The sequence below is a fragment of the Mycobacterium sp. 852002-30065_SCH5024008 genome (assembly GCF_001665645.1).
Taxonomy (GTDB): domain Bacteria; phylum Actinomycetota; class Actinomycetes; order Mycobacteriales; family Mycobacteriaceae; genus Mycobacterium; species Mycobacterium paraffinicum.
Window position 1 is genome coordinate 20,320 of sequence record NZ_LZSZ01000073.1, and the last position, 17,748, is coordinate 38,067.

Below are 17,748 nucleotides of genomic sequence, written 5' to 3' on the forward strand. Positions count from 1 at the left end.
GCAAGCCCGCGTTAGGGTTGGCGTCGTGACCAGACGAGAAGACGGCCGCCTTGACGACGAGCTTCGCCCCGTAGTCATCACCCGCGGATTCACCGACCACCCGGCGGGGTCGGTACTCATCGAATTCGGCCACACCAAGGTGATGTGCACCGCCAGCGTCACCGATGGGGTGCCGCGCTGGCGCAAGGGGTCGGGGCTGGGATGGCTGACCGCCGAGTACGCGATGTTGCCGTCGGCAACCCATACGCGCTCCGATCGCGAATCCGTGAAGGGACGGCCCTCCGGGCGCACCCAGGAGATCAGCCGACTGATCGGCCGGTCGCTGCGGGCCTGCATCGACCTGGCGGCGTTGGGGGAGAACACCATTGCCGTCGACTGCGACGTGCTGCAGGCCGACGGGGGCACCCGCACCGCCGCCATCACGGGCGCCTTCGTGGCCCTTGCCGACGCCGTGACCTACCTGGCGGCGGCGGGCAAGCTGTCCGATCCGCGACCGTTGTCGTGTGCCATCGCGGCGATCAGCGTCGGGGTGGTCGACGGCAGGATCCGGGTGGACCTGCCCTACGAGGAAGACGCGCGGGCAGAGGTTGACATGAACGTCGTCGCCACCGACACCGGGACACTCGTGGAGGTGCAGGGCACCGGCGAGGGCGCGACGTTCCCGCGTTCGACGCTGGACAAATTACTCGACGTGGCGCTGGCCGCCTGCGACAAGTTGTTCGCCGCCCAGCGCGAGGCGCTGGCCCTGCCGTATCCGGGTGAGCTGCCCGAGGGGGGCCCGGGGCCGAAGGCATTCGGCAGCTGACCCGCCTGCTGGTCGCCAGCCCCGTGGGGCGAACCCGTCAAGGCCTACTCAGAGGCCCCCGCACTGCGCCGGGCCGCTGAAGATCGTGGCCCAGGGAGGGCAACTGGGGTCACGTGGCGCCGGGCCCGTTTCTGCCTGCATGTGCGGCCCGGGTGGGTAATTCTCATCGGAAAAGTGATAGTCGTGGCAGGCGTTCATGTCCCAAGCGCCTACTACATTGCCGCCGGCCGGCAGGCGTTGCCCTGGGCACCAACATGCCGAATACTGACTGCAGCCCGGGGGGTTGGCCTGAGCGGTGCCGGCGGCCGGTCCCAGACCAGCCAGCCCGAAGGCGCCGAACACTAACATCGTCGCCGCGCACCCCGCGGTCAGTCGCTTCATAGACCTCACATTTTCCGCCGTTCCATCCGGCATGTACAGGGGTTTTCCGGTGCTGGCTACCCCGCTAGCACGGATACGGCCGGACGACGGAGACCCGACGCCCACCCACGCATCGCATAGCGATGTTCGCCACCGTCCCGAGCCCATGCTGAGCCCACCTTGCCGCCACGAGATGTTTTGGAGTAATTGATGATCCGGCTGCTGGTCGCCAGCCTGACCTTGGCCTAACTGTCCCGCGGTTTACCACCGCCGACACCGCGGCCAAGACGAGACAACTTCCGGTCGGTCATGATTCGTCCTTCTGCAGCTCGAATATTGGGATGGTGCGCGTTGTTTTTGACTGGTAGTTCGCGAACGCGAACGCGGGTACGGTCGCGTTGATCTTGGGGATGATCGCCTGACGTTCGGACGAGTCCAGCTCGTGCGCGACGACGTCGAACGAGTCGGTGGCGACTTCAACGCGCGCCCGCGGGTTGGCCCGCAGGTTGTGCACCCACCCCGGGTTGACGTCGGCGCCACCGTAACCCGCGACGATCAGCAGCTTGCCGTCGATACGGAAGACCACCAGCGGCGCGACGCGCGGCTCGCCGGACTTCGCGCCCTTCGTAGTGAGTAGCAACAGCTCGTTGCCCTCGAATCGTCCGCCGACCTCGCCTGCGTTGGCGCGAAACTCGTCGGTGATGTTGTTATTGAGCGCCTTGAGCGTCTCGTTATCGGGTTTCTGACTCACTCTGGACGAAGCTAATTCGTCGCCCTGTGTATTCCATGCGGAGCCTATTGCGTTGTATGCCGTGCCGGCACTGCTATGCGATTCGCGTCGCCGACCCATATCTCGCAGTCCGTAAGGTGGCCGGGGTGTATCGGCAACGGCCCAGATGCGTGTTTAGGAATAGATGATGACCCGCCTGCTGGTCGCCAGCCGCAACCCCAAGAAGCTCGCCGAATTGCGCCGGGTGCTCGACGCCGCTGGCTTGACGCGGCTGACGCTGGTTTCTTTACGTGACGTGCCGCCCTTCGACGAAGCGCCCGAGACGGGCGCGACGTTTGAGGACAACGCGTTGGCCAAGGCGCGGGATGCGTTCGCCGCAACGGGCCTGGCTTCGGTGGCCGATGACTCGGGCCTGGCGGTGGTCGCTTTGAACGGCATGCCCGGGGTGCTGTCGGCGCGCTGGTCGGGCGATCACGGCGACGACGCAGCCAACACCGCGTTGCTGTTGGCGCAATTGCGTGACCTGCCCGACGAACGGCGCGGCGCGGCGTTCGTGTCGGCCTGCGCCCTGGCCGGGCCGTCCGGCGAGGCCGTTGTCCGCGGCGAGTGGCCCGGCTGCATCGCCCGGCAACCGCGGGGAGACGGCGGCTTCGGGTATGACCCGGTCTTCATTCCAGAGGGGTCCGACCGCACCGCGGCCGAGCTGAGTCCCGAGGAGAAGGACGCGGTCTCCCATCGCGGGCGGGCTCTCGCGTTGCTAGTTCCGGCGCTTCGAAAGCTGGCCTAGCCGCGCACTTGAGCCCTACAGGCCGAAGCGGGCCTTCACGTCCCTGGTCTGAACCTGCTCGACGATGATGCCGACCAGCGGGATGGTCCCGGCAAGGAGCACACCGATCGTCTTGGGAATCGGCCACCGCACCTTGACCGCCAGATTGAACGCGGTCAGGACATAAATGAAGTAAACCCAGCCGTGGACCACCTCGATCCAGCGGATCTCGTGGTGGAGCGCGAGATGCGAGACGATCTCGTAGCACAGCGCGATCAGCCAGAGACCCGTCGTCCACGCCATGATCCGGTAGCCGAGCAACGCGGTACGGATCTTCTCGACGGGGAATGCCGACGCTGATCTCTCCGGTGTGGTCATGCGGTGGTCCTGTTCTGTTTTTCGGTGTCTTGTTTGGCAAGCTCGGCAAGGTAGGCGTTGTACTCCGCCAGCGCGGGGTCATCGGACGGCTGTTGCGTCGGCTTGGGGCGCTCGGGCAGCAAGCCGACGGGTATCTCGGTGAGGGCGGCGTCCTGCCGAGGCTCCGGCGGCATCTCTTCATAGCGCACGTATTTGCGGTACGCGTACACACAGAACCAGGCGAACAGCGGCCACTGCAGCGCATAGCCAAGGTTCTGGAACGTGCCCGAGACCGACTGGAACCTGGTCCACTGCCACCAGCCCAGCGCCAGGCAACCGCAGGCCGCAACGATCACCAAGGCGATCAGCGCGGGCCTGCGACGGTGAGTAGTGGACACCCCTTGAAGGTACCGCTCACGATTTGGGTCCGACGAATTCGTCGAGGCGCCGCCGACGGGTACGTCCGCGACCTGAGCGGTACGATCGGCACGCTGCGGGCGTGGCGAAATGGCATACGCGCCGGCTTTAGGTGCCGGTGCTCGAAAGAGCGTGAGGGTTCGAGTCCCTCCGCCCGCACCGTTATTTCGCGATCGCGGAGCGTCAAACCCTCTGTGCTGGGTACGTGACTCCACGGGGGATGAGGAGACGCCATGGCCACCGGAAATCAGCCACGCGAGGAAGCTCTGAGCGCGAAAGATGCGGAACTCGCCGAACGGGGAGCCGCCGAGGCTCGCGAACGAGCCGCGCACGCCGGGCTCTCGGCCGCGCGCAGCTTCGAAGAATCGGCCCGCAAACACGAACAAGTTGCGCGGGTGCAAGACCGGGCGGTCGAACAAGGCGTATCCCATGTGCGTGAACACCGCGACTCCGCCGCTCACCATCGCCAGTTCGCCGCAGAAGACCGCAAGCTCGCCGAGCTGAAGCGCAAGGAGTCCGAGGCCGACCTAGCTATCGACTAGGCGTCCAGGAAGCGCGCGCGAACCTCCGGCGGCGGCAGCGGACACGTGTCGTACTTGCCGAAGATGCGGTAGCGGACGTCGGCGACCCTGTCGTAGAGCCAGTCGCGCAGGGGAGTGGGGATGATGCGGGCAACCTCGAGCAGCTTCCACGGCCCGCCAAGGTAATCCACCACCCGCAACGCGGCTGCGGATCGCACGGCGACGCGCTCTCCCGGCTGGTCGGGCTCGTCGACGAACACCACGGAGTCCACGTCTTTGATGGATGGATGCCGGGCAAAGACCGCTTGGGCGAAGTCGCTGTCCAGGGTCGCAAAGCGCAGGGTGCCGTGGTGATCGAACCGAAGTATCGTGCGCACCGCCGCGTTGCAGACGCCGCAGACTCCGTCGTAGAGCAATACGGGCGGCACCGTTTCGCTGCGCACGCCTCCAGGCTACCGGCCAACAGCCCCACGGACCGCGAATTGACCTTTGGTAAGGCAACCCTTAGTTTGTGCGGTAACTTATCGAGTAGAGGGTCCGCCGGGCCGTTCGGTGAAGTCGTCGCGGAGTTGAGCGCCGCAGGAAGGGACCGCTGATGGCGCGCGGGTTCTCCGGTGTGATGTTGCGAAGCTTCGGCGCACGTGACCACGCCGCAACGGTGATCGAAACCGTCCAGATTGCGCCGCATTTCGTGCGAGTGCGCATGACGTCGCCGACGTTGTTCGAAGACGTGGACGCTGAGCCCGCCGCGTGGCTACGGTTCTGGTTTCCGGACCCGGACGGATCCAACACCGAGTTCCAGCGCGCCTACACAATCTCCGAGGCCGACGTCCCCAGCGGTCGCTTCGCCGTCGACATCGTGCTGCACGAGCCCGCCGGCCCGGCGTCGAAGTGGGCGCGCACCGTGCGGCCCGGCGCGACGATCGCCGTCATGGCGCTGATGGGCTCGTCGCGATTCGACGTGCCCGACGAACAGCCGGCCGGCTATCTGCTGATCGGCGACTCGGCATCGATCCCGGGGATGAACGGGATCATCGGGGTCATCCCCGACGACATCCCGATCGAGATGTATCTCGAGCAGCACGACGACAACGACGTCCTGATCCCGCTCGCCCAGCACCCTCGCCTGCATGTGCACTGGGTCGCGCGGCGCGACGAGAAATCCCTTGCCGCGGCGATTGATAACCGCGACTGGTCCAACTGGTACGCCTGGGCCACGCCCGAGGCGACGGTGCTCAAACATGTGCGGACTCGGCTGCGCGACGAGTTCGGTTTTCCCAAGCCCGTAATACATGCCCAGGCGTACTGGAGTGCCGGACGCGCAATGGGCACCCGCCGCGGCGACGAGCCGGAGTTCGTGAACAACGGTGCGCCCGAACAGATTACGGCGTCAGCCGACAACACACCTGCCCCGGCGGCCCGCGGAAGTTGGCGCGCCCAGGGCGCCGGCCGATTGCTCGCCCCGCTGCGCTCGGCGCTGATCCTCTCCGGCGTGTTGCAGGCCGTCATCACGGTGGTGCAGCTGGCGCCGTTCGTGCTGTTGGTCGAGCTGGCCCGGCTGCTGGTAGCCGGGGCGCCCGCATCGCGACTCTGGGACCTCGGGATCACCGCCGTCGCGCTGCTCGGAACGGGAACCGTGCTCGGTGCGGCCCTCACGCTGTGGCTGCACGTCGTCGACGCGCAGTTCGCCGCCGACCTGCGTTCGCGGTTGTTGCGCAAGCTATCTCGGTTACCGCTGGGCTGGTTTACCGCGCGCGGATCGGGCTCGATCAAGCAGCTGCTGCAGGACGACACGCTGTCGCTGCACTATCTGGTCACCCACGCCATCCCCGACGCGGTCGCGGCGATCGTCGCGCCGGTGGCGGTGCTGGTCTACCTATTCGTCGTCGACTGGCGCGTAGCGCTCGTGCTATTCGTGCCCGTCCTGGTGTACCTGGTGTTGACGTCGTCGCTCACCATTCAGTCGGGCCCGCGCATCCCGCAATCACAGCGCTGGGCCGAGAAGATGAGCGGCGAGGCCGGCGCCTACCTGGAAGGCCAGCCGGTGATCCGCGTCTTCGGCGGCGCGGCCGCATCGAGCTTCCGTCGCCGCCTGGACGAGTACGTCGAATTTCTGGTCTCCTGGCAGCGCCCGCTGGCCGGCAAGAAGACGTTCATGGACCTGGTTACCCGGCCATCGACGTTCCTGTGGCTGATCGCGCTCACGGGCACCCTGCTTACCGTCACCGGGCGGATGGATCCGGTGAACCTCTTGCCGTTCCTGCTGCTGGGCACCACCTTCGGCGCGCGACTGCTCGGGATCGCCTACGGGGTAGGCGGTATCAGCGCCGGCATGCTTGCCGCCCGGCGTCTGCAGAGCGCCCTTGACGAGCCCGAGCTCGACGTGCGAGAGCAGGACCGGTCCGGAGATTCGTCGGCGACGGTGGTTTTCGACGACGTCAGTTTCGGCTACCGCCCGGGTGTTCCGGTGATCCAGGGCGTCTCGCTGACGCTGCGACCCGGCACGGTCACCGCCCTCGTGGGCCCGTCCGGGTCTGGCAAGTCGACGTTGGCCGCCTTGCTGGCCCGCTTTCACGATGTCGACCAGGGCGTGATAGGTGTTGGGGCACAGGACATCCGGGCGATGACCGCCGACGAACTCTACGCAAAGGTCGGGTTCGTCCTGCAGGAGACCCAGCTGGTGCACGGCACCGTCGCGGAGAACGTCGCGCTGGCCGTCCCCGATGCCACCGCGGCGCAGATCCAGGAGGCGGCGCGTCAGGCCCAGATCCACGACCGGATCATGCGATTGCCCGACGGCTACGACACCGTGCTGGGCGCGGGAGGCGGCCTTTCGGGCGGCGAACGGCAGCGGCTGACCATCGCCCGGGCGATCCTGGCGGATACCCCGGTGCTGATCCTGGACGAGGCCACCGCGTTCGCCGATCCGGAATCGGAATACCTTGTGCAGCAGGCGCTTAACCGGTTGGCCCAGGATCGCACCGTTTTGGTGATCGCCCATAGATTGCACACGATCGCCGGGGCCGACCAGATCGTCGTGCTCGACCACGGCCGGATCGCCGAACGCGGCACCCACGAGGAGCTTTTTGCCGCCGACGGTCGGTATCGACGGCTGTGGGAGCGTGGCCGTCGAGACCCGGTCGCGGCCAACACGGTTCAGCAGGGGGCGCGATGATCCGCACGTGGTTGGGCCTGGTGCCCGCGGATCGCCGCGCCAAGGTGATCGCCTACGCCGCGCTCGCGGTGCTCTCCGTGGTGGTGCGGGCGGTGGCCACCGTCCTGCTGGTGCCCCTGGTGGGCGCCCTGTTCAGCGACGATCCGCACCGCGCGCTGGTGTGGCTGGGCTGGCTCTCCGCCGCCACCGTCATCGGATGGGCGATCGACACCGCGACCGCGCGCATCGGCTTCGGCCTCGGCTTTGCGGTGCTCGACCACAGTCAGCACGACGTAGCGGACCGATTGCCCGGCGTCCGGCTGGACTGGTTCACCGCCGAGCACACCGCGACCGCACGGCAGGCGATTGCCGCAACGGGACCCGAACTGGTCGGCCTCGTCGTCAACCTGCTGACCCCGCTGATTTCCGCCATCCTGCTGCCCGCGGCCATCGGGCTGGCGTTACTCCCGATCTCATGGCAGCTCGGCGCGGCCGCGCTGGGCGGCGTGCCCCTGCTGCTGGGGGCGCTGTGGGCGTCGGCGCGGTTGACGCGGCGAGCCGACGCCGCGGCCGACGAAGCCAATGGCGCCCTCACCGAACGGATCATCGAATTCGCCCGCACCCAGCAGGCATTGCGGGCCGCGCGGCGGGTCGAGCCCGCGCGCAGCCTGGTCGGGGATGCGCTGGCCGCGCAGCACGGCGCGACCATGCGGTTGCTGTCCATGCAGATCCCGGGCCAGCTGCTGTTCAGCCTTGCCAGCCAGCTTTCCCTGATCCTGCTGGCGGGGGCGACAGCCGCGCTGACGGTAAACAAAACGGTCACGATCCCGGAAGCCATCGCCCTGATCGTCGTGATTGTCCGCTATCTGGAGCCGTTCACCACGATCAGCGAGCTGGCACCGGCATTGGAAAGCACCCGCGCCACGCTCGATCGCATTCGCTCGGTCCTCACCGCGCCGCTGATGAACGCCGGGGCGGCCACGTTGCCCGACGCCGCCGCGGCGCCGCGCATCGAGTTCGACGACGTCACTTTCCGGTATGACGGGGCGGCGGCGCCGGTGCTCGACGGGGTGAGCTTCTCATTGGCGCCGGGGAGCACCACTGCGATCGTCGGACCGTCCGGATCGGGCAAGAGCACCATCCTGGCGCTGATCGCGGGGCTGCACGAACCCACCCGCGGCCGGGTCCTGATCAACGGGGTCGACGCGGCGACGCTTGACGCCGAAGCCCGACGGGCGGCGAGCAGCGTGGTTTTCCAACATCCCTACCTGTTCCACGGGTCGATCCGCGACAACGTGTTCGCCGGGGATCCCGGCGCCGGCGATGACCAGTTCAAACGGGCCGTCGCCCTCGCCCGCGTAGACGAACTCATCGGTCGGCTGCCCGATGGCGCCGACACGGTCGTCGGCGAGGCCGGTTCCGCGCTGTCCGGTGGTGAACGCCAACGGGTCAGCATCGCGCGGGCACTGCTCAAGCCGGCGCCGATCCTGCTGGTCGACGAGGCGACCAGCGCCCTGGACACCGAGAACGAGGCCGCGGTGGTCGGCGCGCTCACCCTCGACCCGCGCTCACGCACCCAGGTGATCGTCGCGCACCGGTTGGCCAGCATCAGCCACGCCGACCGCGTCCTGTTCCTGGACGACGGCCGAGTGGTCGAGGACGGAACGGTCGACGAATTGCTCGCGGCGGGTGGGCGTTTCGACGAGTTCTGGCGCCAGCAGCATGCGGCCGCCGACTGGCGGATTCTCGCCGACTAGGTCACCGTAGTTGACCGCAGCACTTGCGGTATGCCTTACAGTTTGTCAGTCGGACGGAGCTGTCCGGGTACAGGAGGCGTGCTGTTCATGAGTGCTGTGGTGTCGATTCCGCGGTATCCCGGCGACGTGACCCCGCAATGGCTGTCGGCCGCGCTCAGCGGGCGTGGCGCCCCTGTCGAGGTTGCCGACGTCGACGTGGTCGCGATCGGCACCGGGCAGACCGGTGCCACCTACCGGGTGTGCGCCCGGTACGCGACGGACCCCGGTGACCTGCCGCAGACCTTCGTCATCAAACTGCCGGCCCTGGACGACAGCGTGCGCGACCGGGTCGTCATCGGATATCGCAGCGAATGCGCGTTCTACTCATCGGTGGCGGACCGGGTGCAGGTGCCGACGCCGCAGTGTTTCTACTCCGAGATCACCGAGGATGCAATGGATTTTGCGTTGCTCCTCGCCGACCAGGCGCCGGCGGTGCAGGGCGATCAGCTGGCCGGGTGCGGGGAGACCGAAGCGCGCCTCGCGGTTACCGCTCTGGCCGGGCTGCACGCGCCCAGCTGGTGTGATCCCGTCTGGCTCGACTTCCCGGGCATCGCGTTCGCCAGGCCGGACGAGGCCGGCGCCGGCGGCATGGGCGAAGTGGCGAAGATGAGCGCCGATATCACCCTGGACAAGCTTGGCGACCGGATGAGCGCCGCGGACCGCGAGACCTTCAGCGCGGCAATGGGTTTGGTTACGCCGTGGCTGCTATCCGAGTATGACCGGTTCGCGCTCCTGCACGGCGACTATCGCCTGGATAACCTGCTCTTCGATCCGGACCGGACCCGGGTCAGCGTGGTCGACTGGCAGACGCTCGGCGTCGGTTTGCCGGCCAGGGATCTCGCCTACTTCACCGCGACGAGCCTCAATTCGCACCTGCGCGCGAGCATCGAAGAACGGCTCGTCGCCGACTATCACCGCGCCTTGGTGGAGCGCGGGGTCACCGGCTATGACCGCGAAACCTGCTGGCGCGATTACCGGCTCGGTGTGCTGCAGGCGCCGCTGATCTCGGCGCTCGGATTCGCGTTCGCGGCCGCCACCGAACGTGGCGACGACATGGTGTTGGCCATGCTCGCCCGCGGCTGCCAGGCGATCCGTGAGCTCGGGACGCTGGAACTAATCGGCTGATGCCTCAGAGGTCGCCGGTGAAATCCGCGCTGAGCCAGCGGTCGGGGCGGATGGTGAACAACACCTCTTCCACCCCCTCCATGCTGCGGATGAACGCGCGGCCGCCTTCCTCGCCGAGGTAGCGGATGGCGACGGCCTCCTGCACGTCGGCCGGGGCGGGGTTGGTGGTCTCGACGATCGTGCCCTCGACCACCACGTATTGGTAGGGGGGCTCTTCGCGCTGGACCACCAGCGTCACCTTGCCGGCCCGCTCGATGAGCCGCGCCTTGCGGCTGGACGCCCCGGTCATGATCCGGATGTCGCCGCCTGGGGTGTAGTCGTACCAGATCGGGACGCTGGCGGGCGGGCGGCCGTCGGCGGCGTCGACGGACAGCACGGCCACGTGCTTGGCGGCCAAAAACTCCTGACGTTCGCTCTCGGTGAAGGCTTTCATGTGCCCTGCAAGCGCCGACCCCGGCGAATATATTCCCCGGATCGGGCGACCGGTCAGTACTGCGTCGAGCCCTGATCGACCGGGATGCGGGCGGCGGTGACCTTGCGGGACTCGTCGCTGGCCAGCCAGCACACCGTATCGGCGATCTCCTCCGGCTCGGCAACCCAGTCGGGCAGGAACGGGGTGAGGACATTGGACAGCTGGGGGTTGGTCTCCATGGCCTTGCCCACCGCCGCGACCATGTCGCCCGTTCCCATCGGAGTGTTCACCGGCCCGGGATGAACGCTGTTCACGCGGATCGAATGCTTGCCCAGCTCGGCGGCGAAAGCCCGCGCCATTCCGGTGACGGCGTGCTTGCTTGCCGTGTAGTGAATCATGAACGGCTGCATCTTCATGCCGGCCGCGGAACTGATCAGAATGATGGAGCCGCCGCGACCACCCTCGATGATCTTGTCCGCGCCGGCCATCACGGTGTTCCAGGTACCGGTCACGTTGATGTCCATGACGTCGCGGAAGTTTTCCGGCGTGATGTCGTTCCAGGCCTGCGGGGCCGCGACCCCGGCGTTGGCGACGATGATGTCCAGCCGCCCGAGGGCCGCGACACCGTCGTCGACCGCCTTGCGCAGCCCCTCGAAGTCGCGGGTGTCCACCACCGAGGCGATGATCCGGCGGTTCGTTTCCTCAACCAGGCGAACGGTCTCGCTCAGATCGTCGGGAGTCGCCGGGTCGTAGGGGACGCAGGACGGCAGCTTGCCGGCGATGTCGACGGCGATGATGTCGGCGCCCTCCCGCGCCAGACGAACGGCGTGCGCACGGCCCTGCCCGCGCGCGGCTCCGGTGATGAATGCCACTCTGCCTGCAAGCTTCCCGCTCATAGTTTGCTCCCCTACTGGTACGGCCGCTCTTATCGCTGAGCCGCCTTGACGAGGTTCGATCCGATGATCAAACGCTGAATCTCGCTGGTGCCCTCGTACAGTCGCAGCAGGCGTACGTCGCGGTAGATGCGCTCGACGGCGACGCCACGCATATAACCGCTGCCGCCGTGGATTTGAACCGCGAGATCCGCGACATTGCCGGCCATTTCGGTGCAGAAGACTTTGGCCGCCGACGGGGCGATTCTGCGATCCTCGCCTGCGACCCACTGCCGGGCGGCATCGCGCACCAGCGCCCGGCCGGCCATCACCGCGGTCTGCTGATCGGCGAGCATCGCTTGCACCAACTGGAAGTTTCCGATCGGCGTTCCGCCCTGGGTTGCGGTGGCGGCGTAGGAGACCGATTCGTCGAGCGCGCGTTGAGCGGCGCCCACCGCCAGGGCGGCGATGTGTACCCGTCCCCGGGCCAGCGAGGTCATCGCCGCTCGATATCCGATGTCTTCGCTGCCGCCGATCAGCGCGTCGGATCCGACGCGGACGTCGTCGAAGCTGACGTCGGCCGTCCAGGCACCTTCCTGCCCCATCTTGGCGTCCTTGGCCCCCACCTCGACGCCCGCGGCGTCCGCGGGCACCAGGAAGACGGCGATTCCCGGGCCCTGGTCGTCGGCCGGCCGGGTGCGTGCGAACACGACGAACAGATTGGCGACGGGCGCGTTCGTGATGAAACGCTTCTGCCCGGAGATCACCCAATCGCCTTCGTCGCGAACGGCTTTGGTGCGCAGACCGGCCGGGTTGGATCCGGCGCCCGGTTCGGTCAGCGCGAAGGAGGCGACGACGTCGCCGGTCGCAATCGATTCCAGCCAGCGGGATTTCTGCTCATCGGTACCGAAGCCCACCAGGACTTGCCCGGCGATGCCGTTGTTGGTGCCGAACATCGAACGCAGTGCCAGGGACGTGTAGCCCAACTCCATCGCAAGCTCGACGTCTTGCACGAGGTTGAGGCCCAGGCCGCCCCACTCCTGCGGAATCGCGTAGCCGAACAGGCCCATCTTCTTGGCCTCGTCGCGGAGGTCGTCCGGAACGCGGTCCTGCTCGAGGATCTCCTGCTCGCGGGGTACGACGGCGCTACGAACGAATTGCCTTGTCTGAGCGAGGATCTCTCGGAAATCATCGTCCGAGACTTCGGCGACTTCGGCGGTGGCCATCGGCTCCACGCTCCTCTCCTGGCCCGGGTCACCCCGGTTCAGAGCAGGATCCTATATCAAATATGATATTTGCCTTGAGGGTGTCCGATGGTGGAGACGACAGTGAAGGATGTGACCAGGTGTCGTTGTTGGCAGGTCAGGCCGCGGTAATCACGGGCGGAGCGCAAGGACTGGGGCTTGCCATCGCGGAGCGCTTTGTCGCCGAGGGCGCCCGGGTTGTGCTCGGCGACGTCAATCTCGAGGAAACCCAGGTCGTGGCCAAGGAATTGGGCGGTGACGACGTAGCGGTCGCGGTCCGCTGCGATGTCACGCAGGCGTCCGACGTCGAAACCCTGATCCAAACTGCGGTTGAGCGCTTCGGCACCCTGGACATCATGGTCAACAACGCCGGCATCACGCGCGATGCGACCATGCGCAAGATGACCGAGGAGCAGTTCGATCAGGTCATCGCCGTGCATTTGAAGGGGACCTGGAACGGCACTCGGCTCGCGGCGGCGGTCATGCGCGAAAACAAGCGTGGCGCGATCATCAACATGTCCTCGGTGTCGGGCAAGGTCGGCATGGTCGGGCAGACCAACTACTCGGCGGCCAAGGCGGGCATCGTCGGCATGACCAAAGCCGCGGCCAAAGAGCTGGCCTACCTGGGCGTCCGGGTGAACGCGATCGCCCCCGGTTTGATCCGCTCCGCCATGACGGAGGCTATGCCGCAGCGTATTTGGGATTCAAAGGTTGCCGAGGTGCCGATGGGCCGGGCCGGTGAGCCCAGCGAAGTCGCCAGCGTGGCGCTGTTCCTGGCGTCCGACCTGTCGTCGTACATGACTGGCACCGTCATGGAAATCACCGGCGGCCGACACCTATGAGTGCGGTCCGTGAATCCGTTGTCTGTGAACCCGTCAGGACGCCGATCGGGCGCTACGGCGGAATGTTCAAGGCGCTGAACGCGGTCGACCTCGGCGTCGCCGCGCTGAAGGGGTTATTGGAGCGGACCGAGCTGGCGCCCGAGGCGGTGCAAGACGTCGTCCTGGGTCACTGTTATCCCAGTAGTGAGGCGCCGGCGATCGGGCGTGTCGTGGCGCTGGATTCGGGCCTGCCGGTGACGGTTCCCGGCATGCAGGTCGACCGGCGTTGCGGCTCGGGCCTGCAGGCGGTCATTCAGGCGTGTCTGCAAGTGGGTAGCGGCAATAACGATCTCGTCATCGCCGGCGGCTGCGAAAGCATGAGCAACGTCGCCTTCTACTCCACCGACATGCGCTGGGGCGGCGCCCGTAGCGGCGTCCGGGTGCATGACGGCCTGGCCCGTGGGCGCACCACCGCCGGTGGCCGGCACTACCCGGTGCCGGGCGGCATGCTGGAAACCGCCGAGAATCTGCGCCGCCAGTACGACATCTCACGCCAGGAGCAGGACGAGCTGGCGGTGCGGTCGCACCAGCGCGCGGTGGCCGCGCAGAAGGACGGCATCCTGTCCGAGGAGATCATTCCCGTTGCGGTGCCTGGCCGCCACGGCGAGGAACTGATCGACATCGACGAACATCCGCGCGCCGACACATCGGTCGAGTCGTTGAGCAAGCTGAAACCCGTCCTGCTGAACGAGGATTCGGAGGCCACCGTCACCGCCGGCAACGCCAGCGGGCAGAACGACGCGGCGTCGATGTGCGTGGTGACCACGCCCGAGAAGGCCGCCGAGCACGGTCTGAAGCCGTTGGTGCGCCTGGTGTCGTGGGCGGTGGCGGGGGTCGCGCCCAACATCATGGGGATCGGGCCGGTACCGGCGACGGAGGTGGCGCTGGAAAAGGCCGGCCTGCGGCTGTCCGACATCGACCTCATCGAACTCAACGAAGCCTTCGCCGCGCAAGCGCTCGCAGTCATGCGGGAATGGGATTTCGGGGCCGCCGACCACGAGCGCACCAATGTGCATGGCTCCGGCATCTCCCTGGGCCACCCGGTCGGTGCGACGGGTGGGCGGATGCTGGCCAGCCTGGCGCGCGAGCTCAACCGCCGTGAGGCGCGCTACGGGCTGGAGACCATGTGCATCGGTGGCGGCCAGGGACTGGCCGCGGTGTTCGAGCGGGTCGCCCCGACGTGACCGGGCCCTTGAGCGGCCTCACCGTCGTGGAGGTGTCCAGCTTCGTCGCCGCCCCGCTGTGCGGCATGACGCTCAATCAGCTTGGCGCTGAGGTGATCCGCATCGATCCGATCGGTGGCGCGTCCGACGTCCACCGGTGGCCGCTGGCGGCGGACGGCACATCGATCTACTGGACCGGGCTGAACAAGGGAAAGCGCTCGGCCACCATCGACTTGCGGTCTCCCGACGGGCAAGAGCTGGTCCAGCGGCTCATCGTCGAGGGGGACGGCCTGGTGGTGACCAACGCCGCCGGCCTGTCCTGGCTCAGCCACGACGTATTGACGAACAAGCGGCCCGACGTCATCCACGTGCAGCTGCTCGGACGCGGCGATGGTTCCACCGGAGTGGATTACACGGTCAACGCCGGCATCGGATTCCCGCTTGTCACCGGCCCCGCCGATCACGCCGGCCCGATCAACCACGTGCTGCCGGCGTGGGACGTGTGCTGCGGCCTGTACGCTGCGCTGGCCGTCGTCACCGCCGTCCGCCGCCGGGACGAAACCGGTGCGGGCGCGCGGATCAGCGTGGCGCTCGAGGACGTCGCGCTGGCCACCGCCGGAAACCTGGGACTGCTGACCGAGCCGCAAGTAACCGGCACGCAACGGCAGCGCCTGGGCAACGCCATCTACGGACAGTACGGACAGGACTTCACCAGCCGCGACGGCGCCCGGTTCATGATTGTCACCCTGACCCGCCGGCACTTTCGCGACCTGGTCGACGTGACGGGCACCGGTACCGCGATAGCGGCGCTCGCTGAGGCGCTGGGTGTCGACTTCGGCTCCGAGGGTGACCGTTACCGATACCGCGACGTGCTGTCCGGCCTCTTCGGCATCTGGTTCGCCGACCACACCGCCGAGGAGATCACCGACACGCTGTCGGGCACCACGGTGCTCTACGAGCGGTACCGCACCTTCGCGGAGGTCGCGGCGAGCCCGAAAGTGACTGCCAACCCAGTGTTTTCCCTCTTGCACCAGGAGGGCCTGGGCGACTATTTCGCCCCCGGCCTGCCGGTCGCGTTCGACGGCGCCCACCCCGCCGGCACGTGCGCCCCGGCCTTGGGGCAAGACACCGCCGACGTCCTCGAGCGGCGCTTGGGATTGACGAGGGCCGACATCGAACGCCTGACAGACGCCAAGACAATCGCTTGCTGAGCAAGCCGATACGGAAAGACAACGCATGACCAAACTCGCCCAGACCCTCGGGTTGACCGAATTCCAGAACGAAATAATCGCCACCGTAAGGCAATTCGTCGACAAGGAAGTCATCCCCAACGCCGCGGAACTCGACCGCGGGGACACCTACCCACAGGACATCGTCGACCGGATGCGCGACATGGGCCTATTCGGGCTGATGATTCCGGAGGAGTACGGGGGTTTGGGAGAGTCGCTGCTGACGTACGCGCTGTGCGTCGAAGAGCTGGCGCGCGGTTGGATGAGCGTGTCCGGAGTACTCAACACGCACTTCATCGTGGCCTACATGCTGCGCCAGCACGGCACTGATGCGCAGAAGCAACGGTTCCTGCCGCGCATGGCGACCGGCGAGACGCGGGGGTCCTTCTCGATGTCAGAGCCGGAACTGGGCTCCGACGTCGCCGCCATCCGGACTCGGGCGGTGCGCAATCCGGACGGCGACTACACCATCAACGGCCAAAAGATGTGGCTGACCAACGGCGGGAGCTCGACGCTGATCGCGGTGCTCGTTCGCACCGACGAAGGGGCCGACAAGCCGCACCGGAACCTGACCACCTTCTTGGTCGAGAAGCCAACGGGTTTCGGCGAAGTCGTGCCCGGCCTGGTCATACCCGGCAAGATCGACAAGCTGGGATACAAGGGAATCGACACCACCGAACTCATCTTCGACGGCTACCAGGCAAGCGCCGACGACATTCTCGGCGGTAGCCCCGGCCAGGGCTTCTTCCAGATGATGGACGGCATCGAAGTCGGCAGGGTCAACGTGTCGGCCCGGGCGTGCGGTGTCGGCATCCGAGCCTTCGAGCTCGCGGTCCGATACGCCCAGCAGCGCCACACCTTCGGCAAGCCCATCGCCGAGCACCAGTCCATCGCATTCCAGCTCGCCGAGATGGCCACCAAGATCGAAGCGGCACACCTGATGATGGTCAACGCGGCCCGGCTGAAAGACTCGGGTGAGCGCAACGACGTCGCCGCCGGGATGGCCAAATATCTGTGCAGCGAGTATTGCACCGAGGTCACCCAGCAGAGTTTCCGGATCCACGGCGGTTACGGCTATTCCAAGGAATACGAGATCGAGCGGCTGATGCGTGACGCTCCGTTCCTGCTGATCGGCGAGGGAACCAGCGAAATCCAGAAGAACATCATCAGCAAGCGACTACTCGCCGAATATCAGGTGTAGCGATGACGATCCCGGATTTCGCCGCGCGACCGCAACTTTCGGACGATGTCGCGCGCTTCATCCGTCGGAGAATCTTCGATGGCACCTACGTTGCGGGGTCCTACGTCCGCCTGGACCAATTGGCCGCCGAATTGGGAATCAGCGTCACACCGGTGCGGGAGGCGCTCTTCGCCCTGCGCGCGGAAGGCCTGATCGCGCAACAGCCCCGACGGGGCTTCATGGTGCTGCCGGTGACGGGCCGAGACGTCACCGACGTCGCGAACCTGCAGGCTCACGTCGGTGGCGAACTCGCGGCGCGGGCCGCGATCAACATCACCGATGACCAACTGCGCGAACTCAAACAGATCCAGGCGGAACTCGAAGACGCGTACGCCGGCGATGATGACGAGCGGACGGTGGGTCTCAACCACCAATTCCACCGCGCCATCAACGTTGCCGCGGACTCGCCGAAGCTCGCCCAGCTGATGTCGCAGATCACCCGCTATGCACCGGAATCGGTGTTCCCCGCCATCCAAGGTTGGCCCGAGCAGTCAATGCGGGACCATCGGCGCATTCTGTCCGCCTTGAAAAAACGTGACGACCAGCTCGCCCGCGCGGCGATGTCGCAACATCTCGCCGCCGGCGCGGTTCCGCTGATCGATCACCTCACCGCCCGCGGGGTGGTCATGGACGCTGATCGTCCCGCGTCTCACTGAACTCGCCTGGCTCTTGTCGC

The 17,748-nt window shown here is 67.0% G+C and carries 18 protein-coding genes and 1 tRNA gene; 12 read left to right on the top strand and 7 right to left on the bottom strand.

The genetic code is table 11. The features are described 5' to 3' along the window. The first annotated feature begins 25 nt into the window (after window positions 1-25). Complete coding sequence (gene rph, locus A5781_RS09140) at window positions 26-805, top strand: ribonuclease PH (RefSeq protein ID WP_067203921.1); 780 nt, start codon at window positions 26-28, stop codon at window positions 803-805. Window positions 806-1,472: 667 nt separating this feature from the next. Here rph and A5781_RS09145 read toward each other — a convergent pair. Then, window positions 1,473-1,916, bottom strand: a complete 444-nt coding sequence (locus tag A5781_RS09145) for a nitroreductase family deazaflavin-dependent oxidoreductase (RefSeq protein WP_067203922.1) — start codon at window positions 1,914-1,916, stop codon at window positions 1,473-1,475. Window positions 1,917-2,079: 163 nt separating this feature from the next. On the opposite strand from A5781_RS09145, the gene rdgB reads away from it, so the two are divergent. Next, window positions 2,080-2,682, top strand: a complete 603-nt coding sequence (gene rdgB, locus A5781_RS09150) for an RdgB/HAM1 family non-canonical purine NTP pyrophosphatase (protein WP_231987253.1) — start codon at window positions 2,080-2,082, stop codon at window positions 2,680-2,682. A 15-nt stretch (window positions 2,683-2,697) separates the two neighbouring features. On the opposite strand, the gene A5781_RS09155 is transcribed toward rdgB, so the two are convergent. After that, on the bottom strand, window positions 2,698-3,039 hold the full coding sequence (locus tag A5781_RS09155; protein WP_067203923.1) for a DUF3817 domain-containing protein: 342 nt from the start codon (window positions 3,037-3,039) through the stop codon (window positions 2,698-2,700). After that, complete coding sequence (locus A5781_RS09160) at window positions 3,036-3,416, bottom strand: hypothetical protein (protein WP_067203924.1); 381 nt, start codon at window positions 3,414-3,416, stop codon at window positions 3,036-3,038. The genes A5781_RS09155 and A5781_RS09160 overlap by 4 nt, the downstream gene beginning before the upstream one ends. Before the next feature lie 95 nt (window positions 3,417-3,511). Between A5781_RS09160 and A5781_RS09165 the strand changes: the two genes are divergently transcribed. Continuing rightward, window positions 3,512-3,594, top strand: a tRNA-Leu gene (locus tag A5781_RS09165). A gap of 74 nt (window positions 3,595-3,668) precedes the next feature. Beyond that, window positions 3,669-3,977: a hypothetical protein gene (locus tag A5781_RS09170; RefSeq protein ID WP_067203925.1), complete on the top strand. Its 309-nt coding sequence runs from the start codon at window positions 3,669-3,671 to the stop codon at window positions 3,975-3,977. Here the strand turns inward: A5781_RS09170 and A5781_RS09175 are convergent. Further along, entirely contained in the window at window positions 3,974-4,399 is a 426-nt protein-coding gene (locus A5781_RS09175; protein ID WP_067203926.1) for a thiol-disulfide oxidoreductase DCC family protein, read from the bottom strand. The two genes, A5781_RS09170 and A5781_RS09175, sit on opposite strands and share 4 nt — an antisense overlap. Window positions 4,400-4,551: 152 nt before the next feature. Between A5781_RS09175 and A5781_RS09180 the strand changes: the two genes are divergently transcribed. The 3 genes from A5781_RS09180 to A5781_RS09190 all read left to right on the top strand — a co-directional run bounded on the left by A5781_RS09180 (window position 4,552) and on the right by A5781_RS09190 (window position 10,031). Further along, complete coding sequence (locus tag A5781_RS09180) at window positions 4,552-7,131, top strand: ABC transporter ATP-binding protein/permease (RefSeq protein WP_067203927.1); 2,580 nt, start codon at window positions 4,552-4,554, stop codon at window positions 7,129-7,131. After that, complete coding sequence (locus A5781_RS09185) at window positions 7,128-8,867, top strand: ABC transporter ATP-binding protein (RefSeq protein ID WP_067203928.1); 1,740 nt, start codon at window positions 7,128-7,130, stop codon at window positions 8,865-8,867. The genes A5781_RS09180 and A5781_RS09185 overlap by 4 nt, the downstream gene beginning before the upstream one ends. An 87-nt stretch (window positions 8,868-8,954) precedes the next feature. After that, window positions 8,955-10,031 (top strand): phosphotransferase family protein, encoded by a 1,077-nt coding sequence (locus A5781_RS09190; RefSeq protein ID WP_067204017.1) that lies wholly within the window; start codon window positions 8,955-8,957, stop codon window positions 10,029-10,031. Window positions 10,032-10,035: 4 nt separating this feature from the next. Here the strand turns inward: A5781_RS09190 and A5781_RS09195 are convergent, their stop codons facing one another. From A5781_RS09195 to A5781_RS09205, 3 genes are read right to left on the bottom strand one after another with little or no spacing between them, the layout of a single operon-like run. Continuing rightward, the gene (locus tag A5781_RS09195) at window positions 10,036-10,464 is read right to left on the bottom strand and encodes a pyridoxamine 5'-phosphate oxidase family protein (protein ID WP_067203929.1); all 429 of its coding nucleotides are present in this window, start codon (window positions 10,462-10,464) and stop codon (window positions 10,036-10,038) included. Window positions 10,465-10,517: 53 nt separating this feature from the next. Beyond that, the gene (locus A5781_RS09200) at window positions 10,518-11,339 is read right to left on the bottom strand and encodes a mycofactocin-coupled SDR family oxidoreductase (protein WP_067203930.1); all 822 of its coding nucleotides are present in this window, start codon (window positions 11,337-11,339) and stop codon (window positions 10,518-10,520) included. A 29-nt stretch (window positions 11,340-11,368) separates the two neighbouring features. Then, complete coding sequence (locus tag A5781_RS09205) at window positions 11,369-12,541, bottom strand: acyl-CoA dehydrogenase family protein (RefSeq protein ID WP_067204019.1); 1,173 nt, start codon at window positions 12,539-12,541, stop codon at window positions 11,369-11,371. Window positions 12,542-12,603: 62 nt separating this feature from the next. On the opposite strand from A5781_RS09205, the gene fabG reads away from it, so the two are divergent. The 5 genes from fabG (at window position 12,604) to A5781_RS09230 (ending at window position 17,728) form a co-directional block, all read left to right on the top strand. Beyond that, complete coding sequence (gene fabG / locus A5781_RS09210; protein ID WP_067203931.1) at window positions 12,604-13,401, top strand: 3-oxoacyl-ACP reductase FabG; 798 nt, start codon at window positions 12,604-12,606, stop codon at window positions 13,399-13,401. Beyond that, window positions 13,398-14,624: an acetyl-CoA C-acetyltransferase gene (locus A5781_RS09215; protein WP_067203932.1), complete on the top strand. Its 1,227-nt coding sequence runs from the start codon at window positions 13,398-13,400 to the stop codon at window positions 14,622-14,624. The genes fabG and A5781_RS09215 overlap by 4 nt, the downstream gene beginning before the upstream one ends. A 65-nt stretch (window positions 14,625-14,689) precedes the next feature. Then, window positions 14,690-15,814 (top strand): CoA transferase, encoded by a 1,125-nt coding sequence (locus tag A5781_RS09220; protein ID WP_231990678.1) that lies wholly within the window; start codon window positions 14,690-14,692, stop codon window positions 15,812-15,814. A 25-nt stretch (window positions 15,815-15,839) separates the two neighbouring features. Beyond that, window positions 15,840-17,033, top strand: coding sequence for an acyl-CoA dehydrogenase family protein (locus A5781_RS09225; protein ID WP_067203934.1), 1,194 nt, complete (start codon window positions 15,840-15,842; stop codon window positions 17,031-17,033). 2 nt (window positions 17,034-17,035) lie between these two features. Then, the gene (locus A5781_RS09230; protein ID WP_067203936.1) at window positions 17,036-17,728 is read left to right on the top strand and encodes a GntR family transcriptional regulator; all 693 of its coding nucleotides are present in this window, start codon (window positions 17,036-17,038) and stop codon (window positions 17,726-17,728) included. Window positions 17,729-17,748 lie beyond the last annotated feature (20 nt).

What these genes read in the sequence shown, in the direction of transcription:
- A5781_RS09180 (WP_067203927.1), top strand. Translation starts at nt 4,552, where the DNA reads ATGGCGCGCGGGTTCTCCGGTGTGATGTTGCGAAGCTTCGGCGCACGT.
- fabG (WP_067203931.1), top strand. Translation starts at nt 12,604, where the DNA reads ATGATATTTGCCTTGAGGGTGTCCGATGGTGGAGACGACAGTGAAGGA.
- rdgB (WP_231987253.1), top strand. Translation starts at nt 2,080, where the DNA reads ATGATGACCCGCCTGCTGGTCGCCAGCCGCAACCCCAAGAAGCTCGCC.
- A5781_RS09230 (WP_067203936.1), top strand. Translation starts at nt 17,036, where the DNA reads ATGACGATCCCGGATTTCGCCGCGCGACCGCAACTTTCGGACGATGTC.
- A5781_RS09215 (WP_067203932.1), top strand. Translation starts at nt 13,398, where the DNA reads ATGAGTGCGGTCCGTGAATCCGTTGTCTGTGAACCCGTCAGGACGCCG.
- A5781_RS09155 (WP_067203923.1), bottom strand. Translation starts at nt 3,039, where the DNA reads ATGACCACACCGGAGAGATCAGCGTCGGCATTCCCCGTCGAGAAGATC.
- A5781_RS09220 (WP_231990678.1), top strand. Translation starts at nt 14,690, where the DNA reads ATGACGCTCAATCAGCTTGGCGCTGAGGTGATCCGCATCGATCCGATC.
- A5781_RS09205 (WP_067204019.1), bottom strand. Translation starts at nt 12,541, where the DNA reads ATGGCCACCGCCGAAGTCGCCGAAGTCTCGGACGATGATTTCCGAGAG.
- A5781_RS09225 (WP_067203934.1), top strand. Translation starts at nt 15,840, where the DNA reads ATGACCAAACTCGCCCAGACCCTCGGGTTGACCGAATTCCAGAACGAA.
- A5781_RS09195 (WP_067203929.1), bottom strand. Translation starts at nt 10,464, where the DNA reads ATGAAAGCCTTCACCGAGAGCGAACGTCAGGAGTTTTTGGCCGCCAAG.
- A5781_RS09200 (WP_067203930.1), bottom strand. Translation starts at nt 11,339, where the DNA reads ATGAGCGGGAAGCTTGCAGGCAGAGTGGCATTCATCACCGGAGCCGCG.
- A5781_RS09185 (WP_067203928.1), top strand. Translation starts at nt 7,128, where the DNA reads ATGATCCGCACGTGGTTGGGCCTGGTGCCCGCGGATCGCCGCGCCAAG.
- A5781_RS09170 (WP_067203925.1), top strand. Translation starts at nt 3,669, where the DNA reads ATGGCCACCGGAAATCAGCCACGCGAGGAAGCTCTGAGCGCGAAAGAT.
- A5781_RS09190 (WP_067204017.1), top strand. Translation starts at nt 8,955, where the DNA reads ATGAGTGCTGTGGTGTCGATTCCGCGGTATCCCGGCGACGTGACCCCG.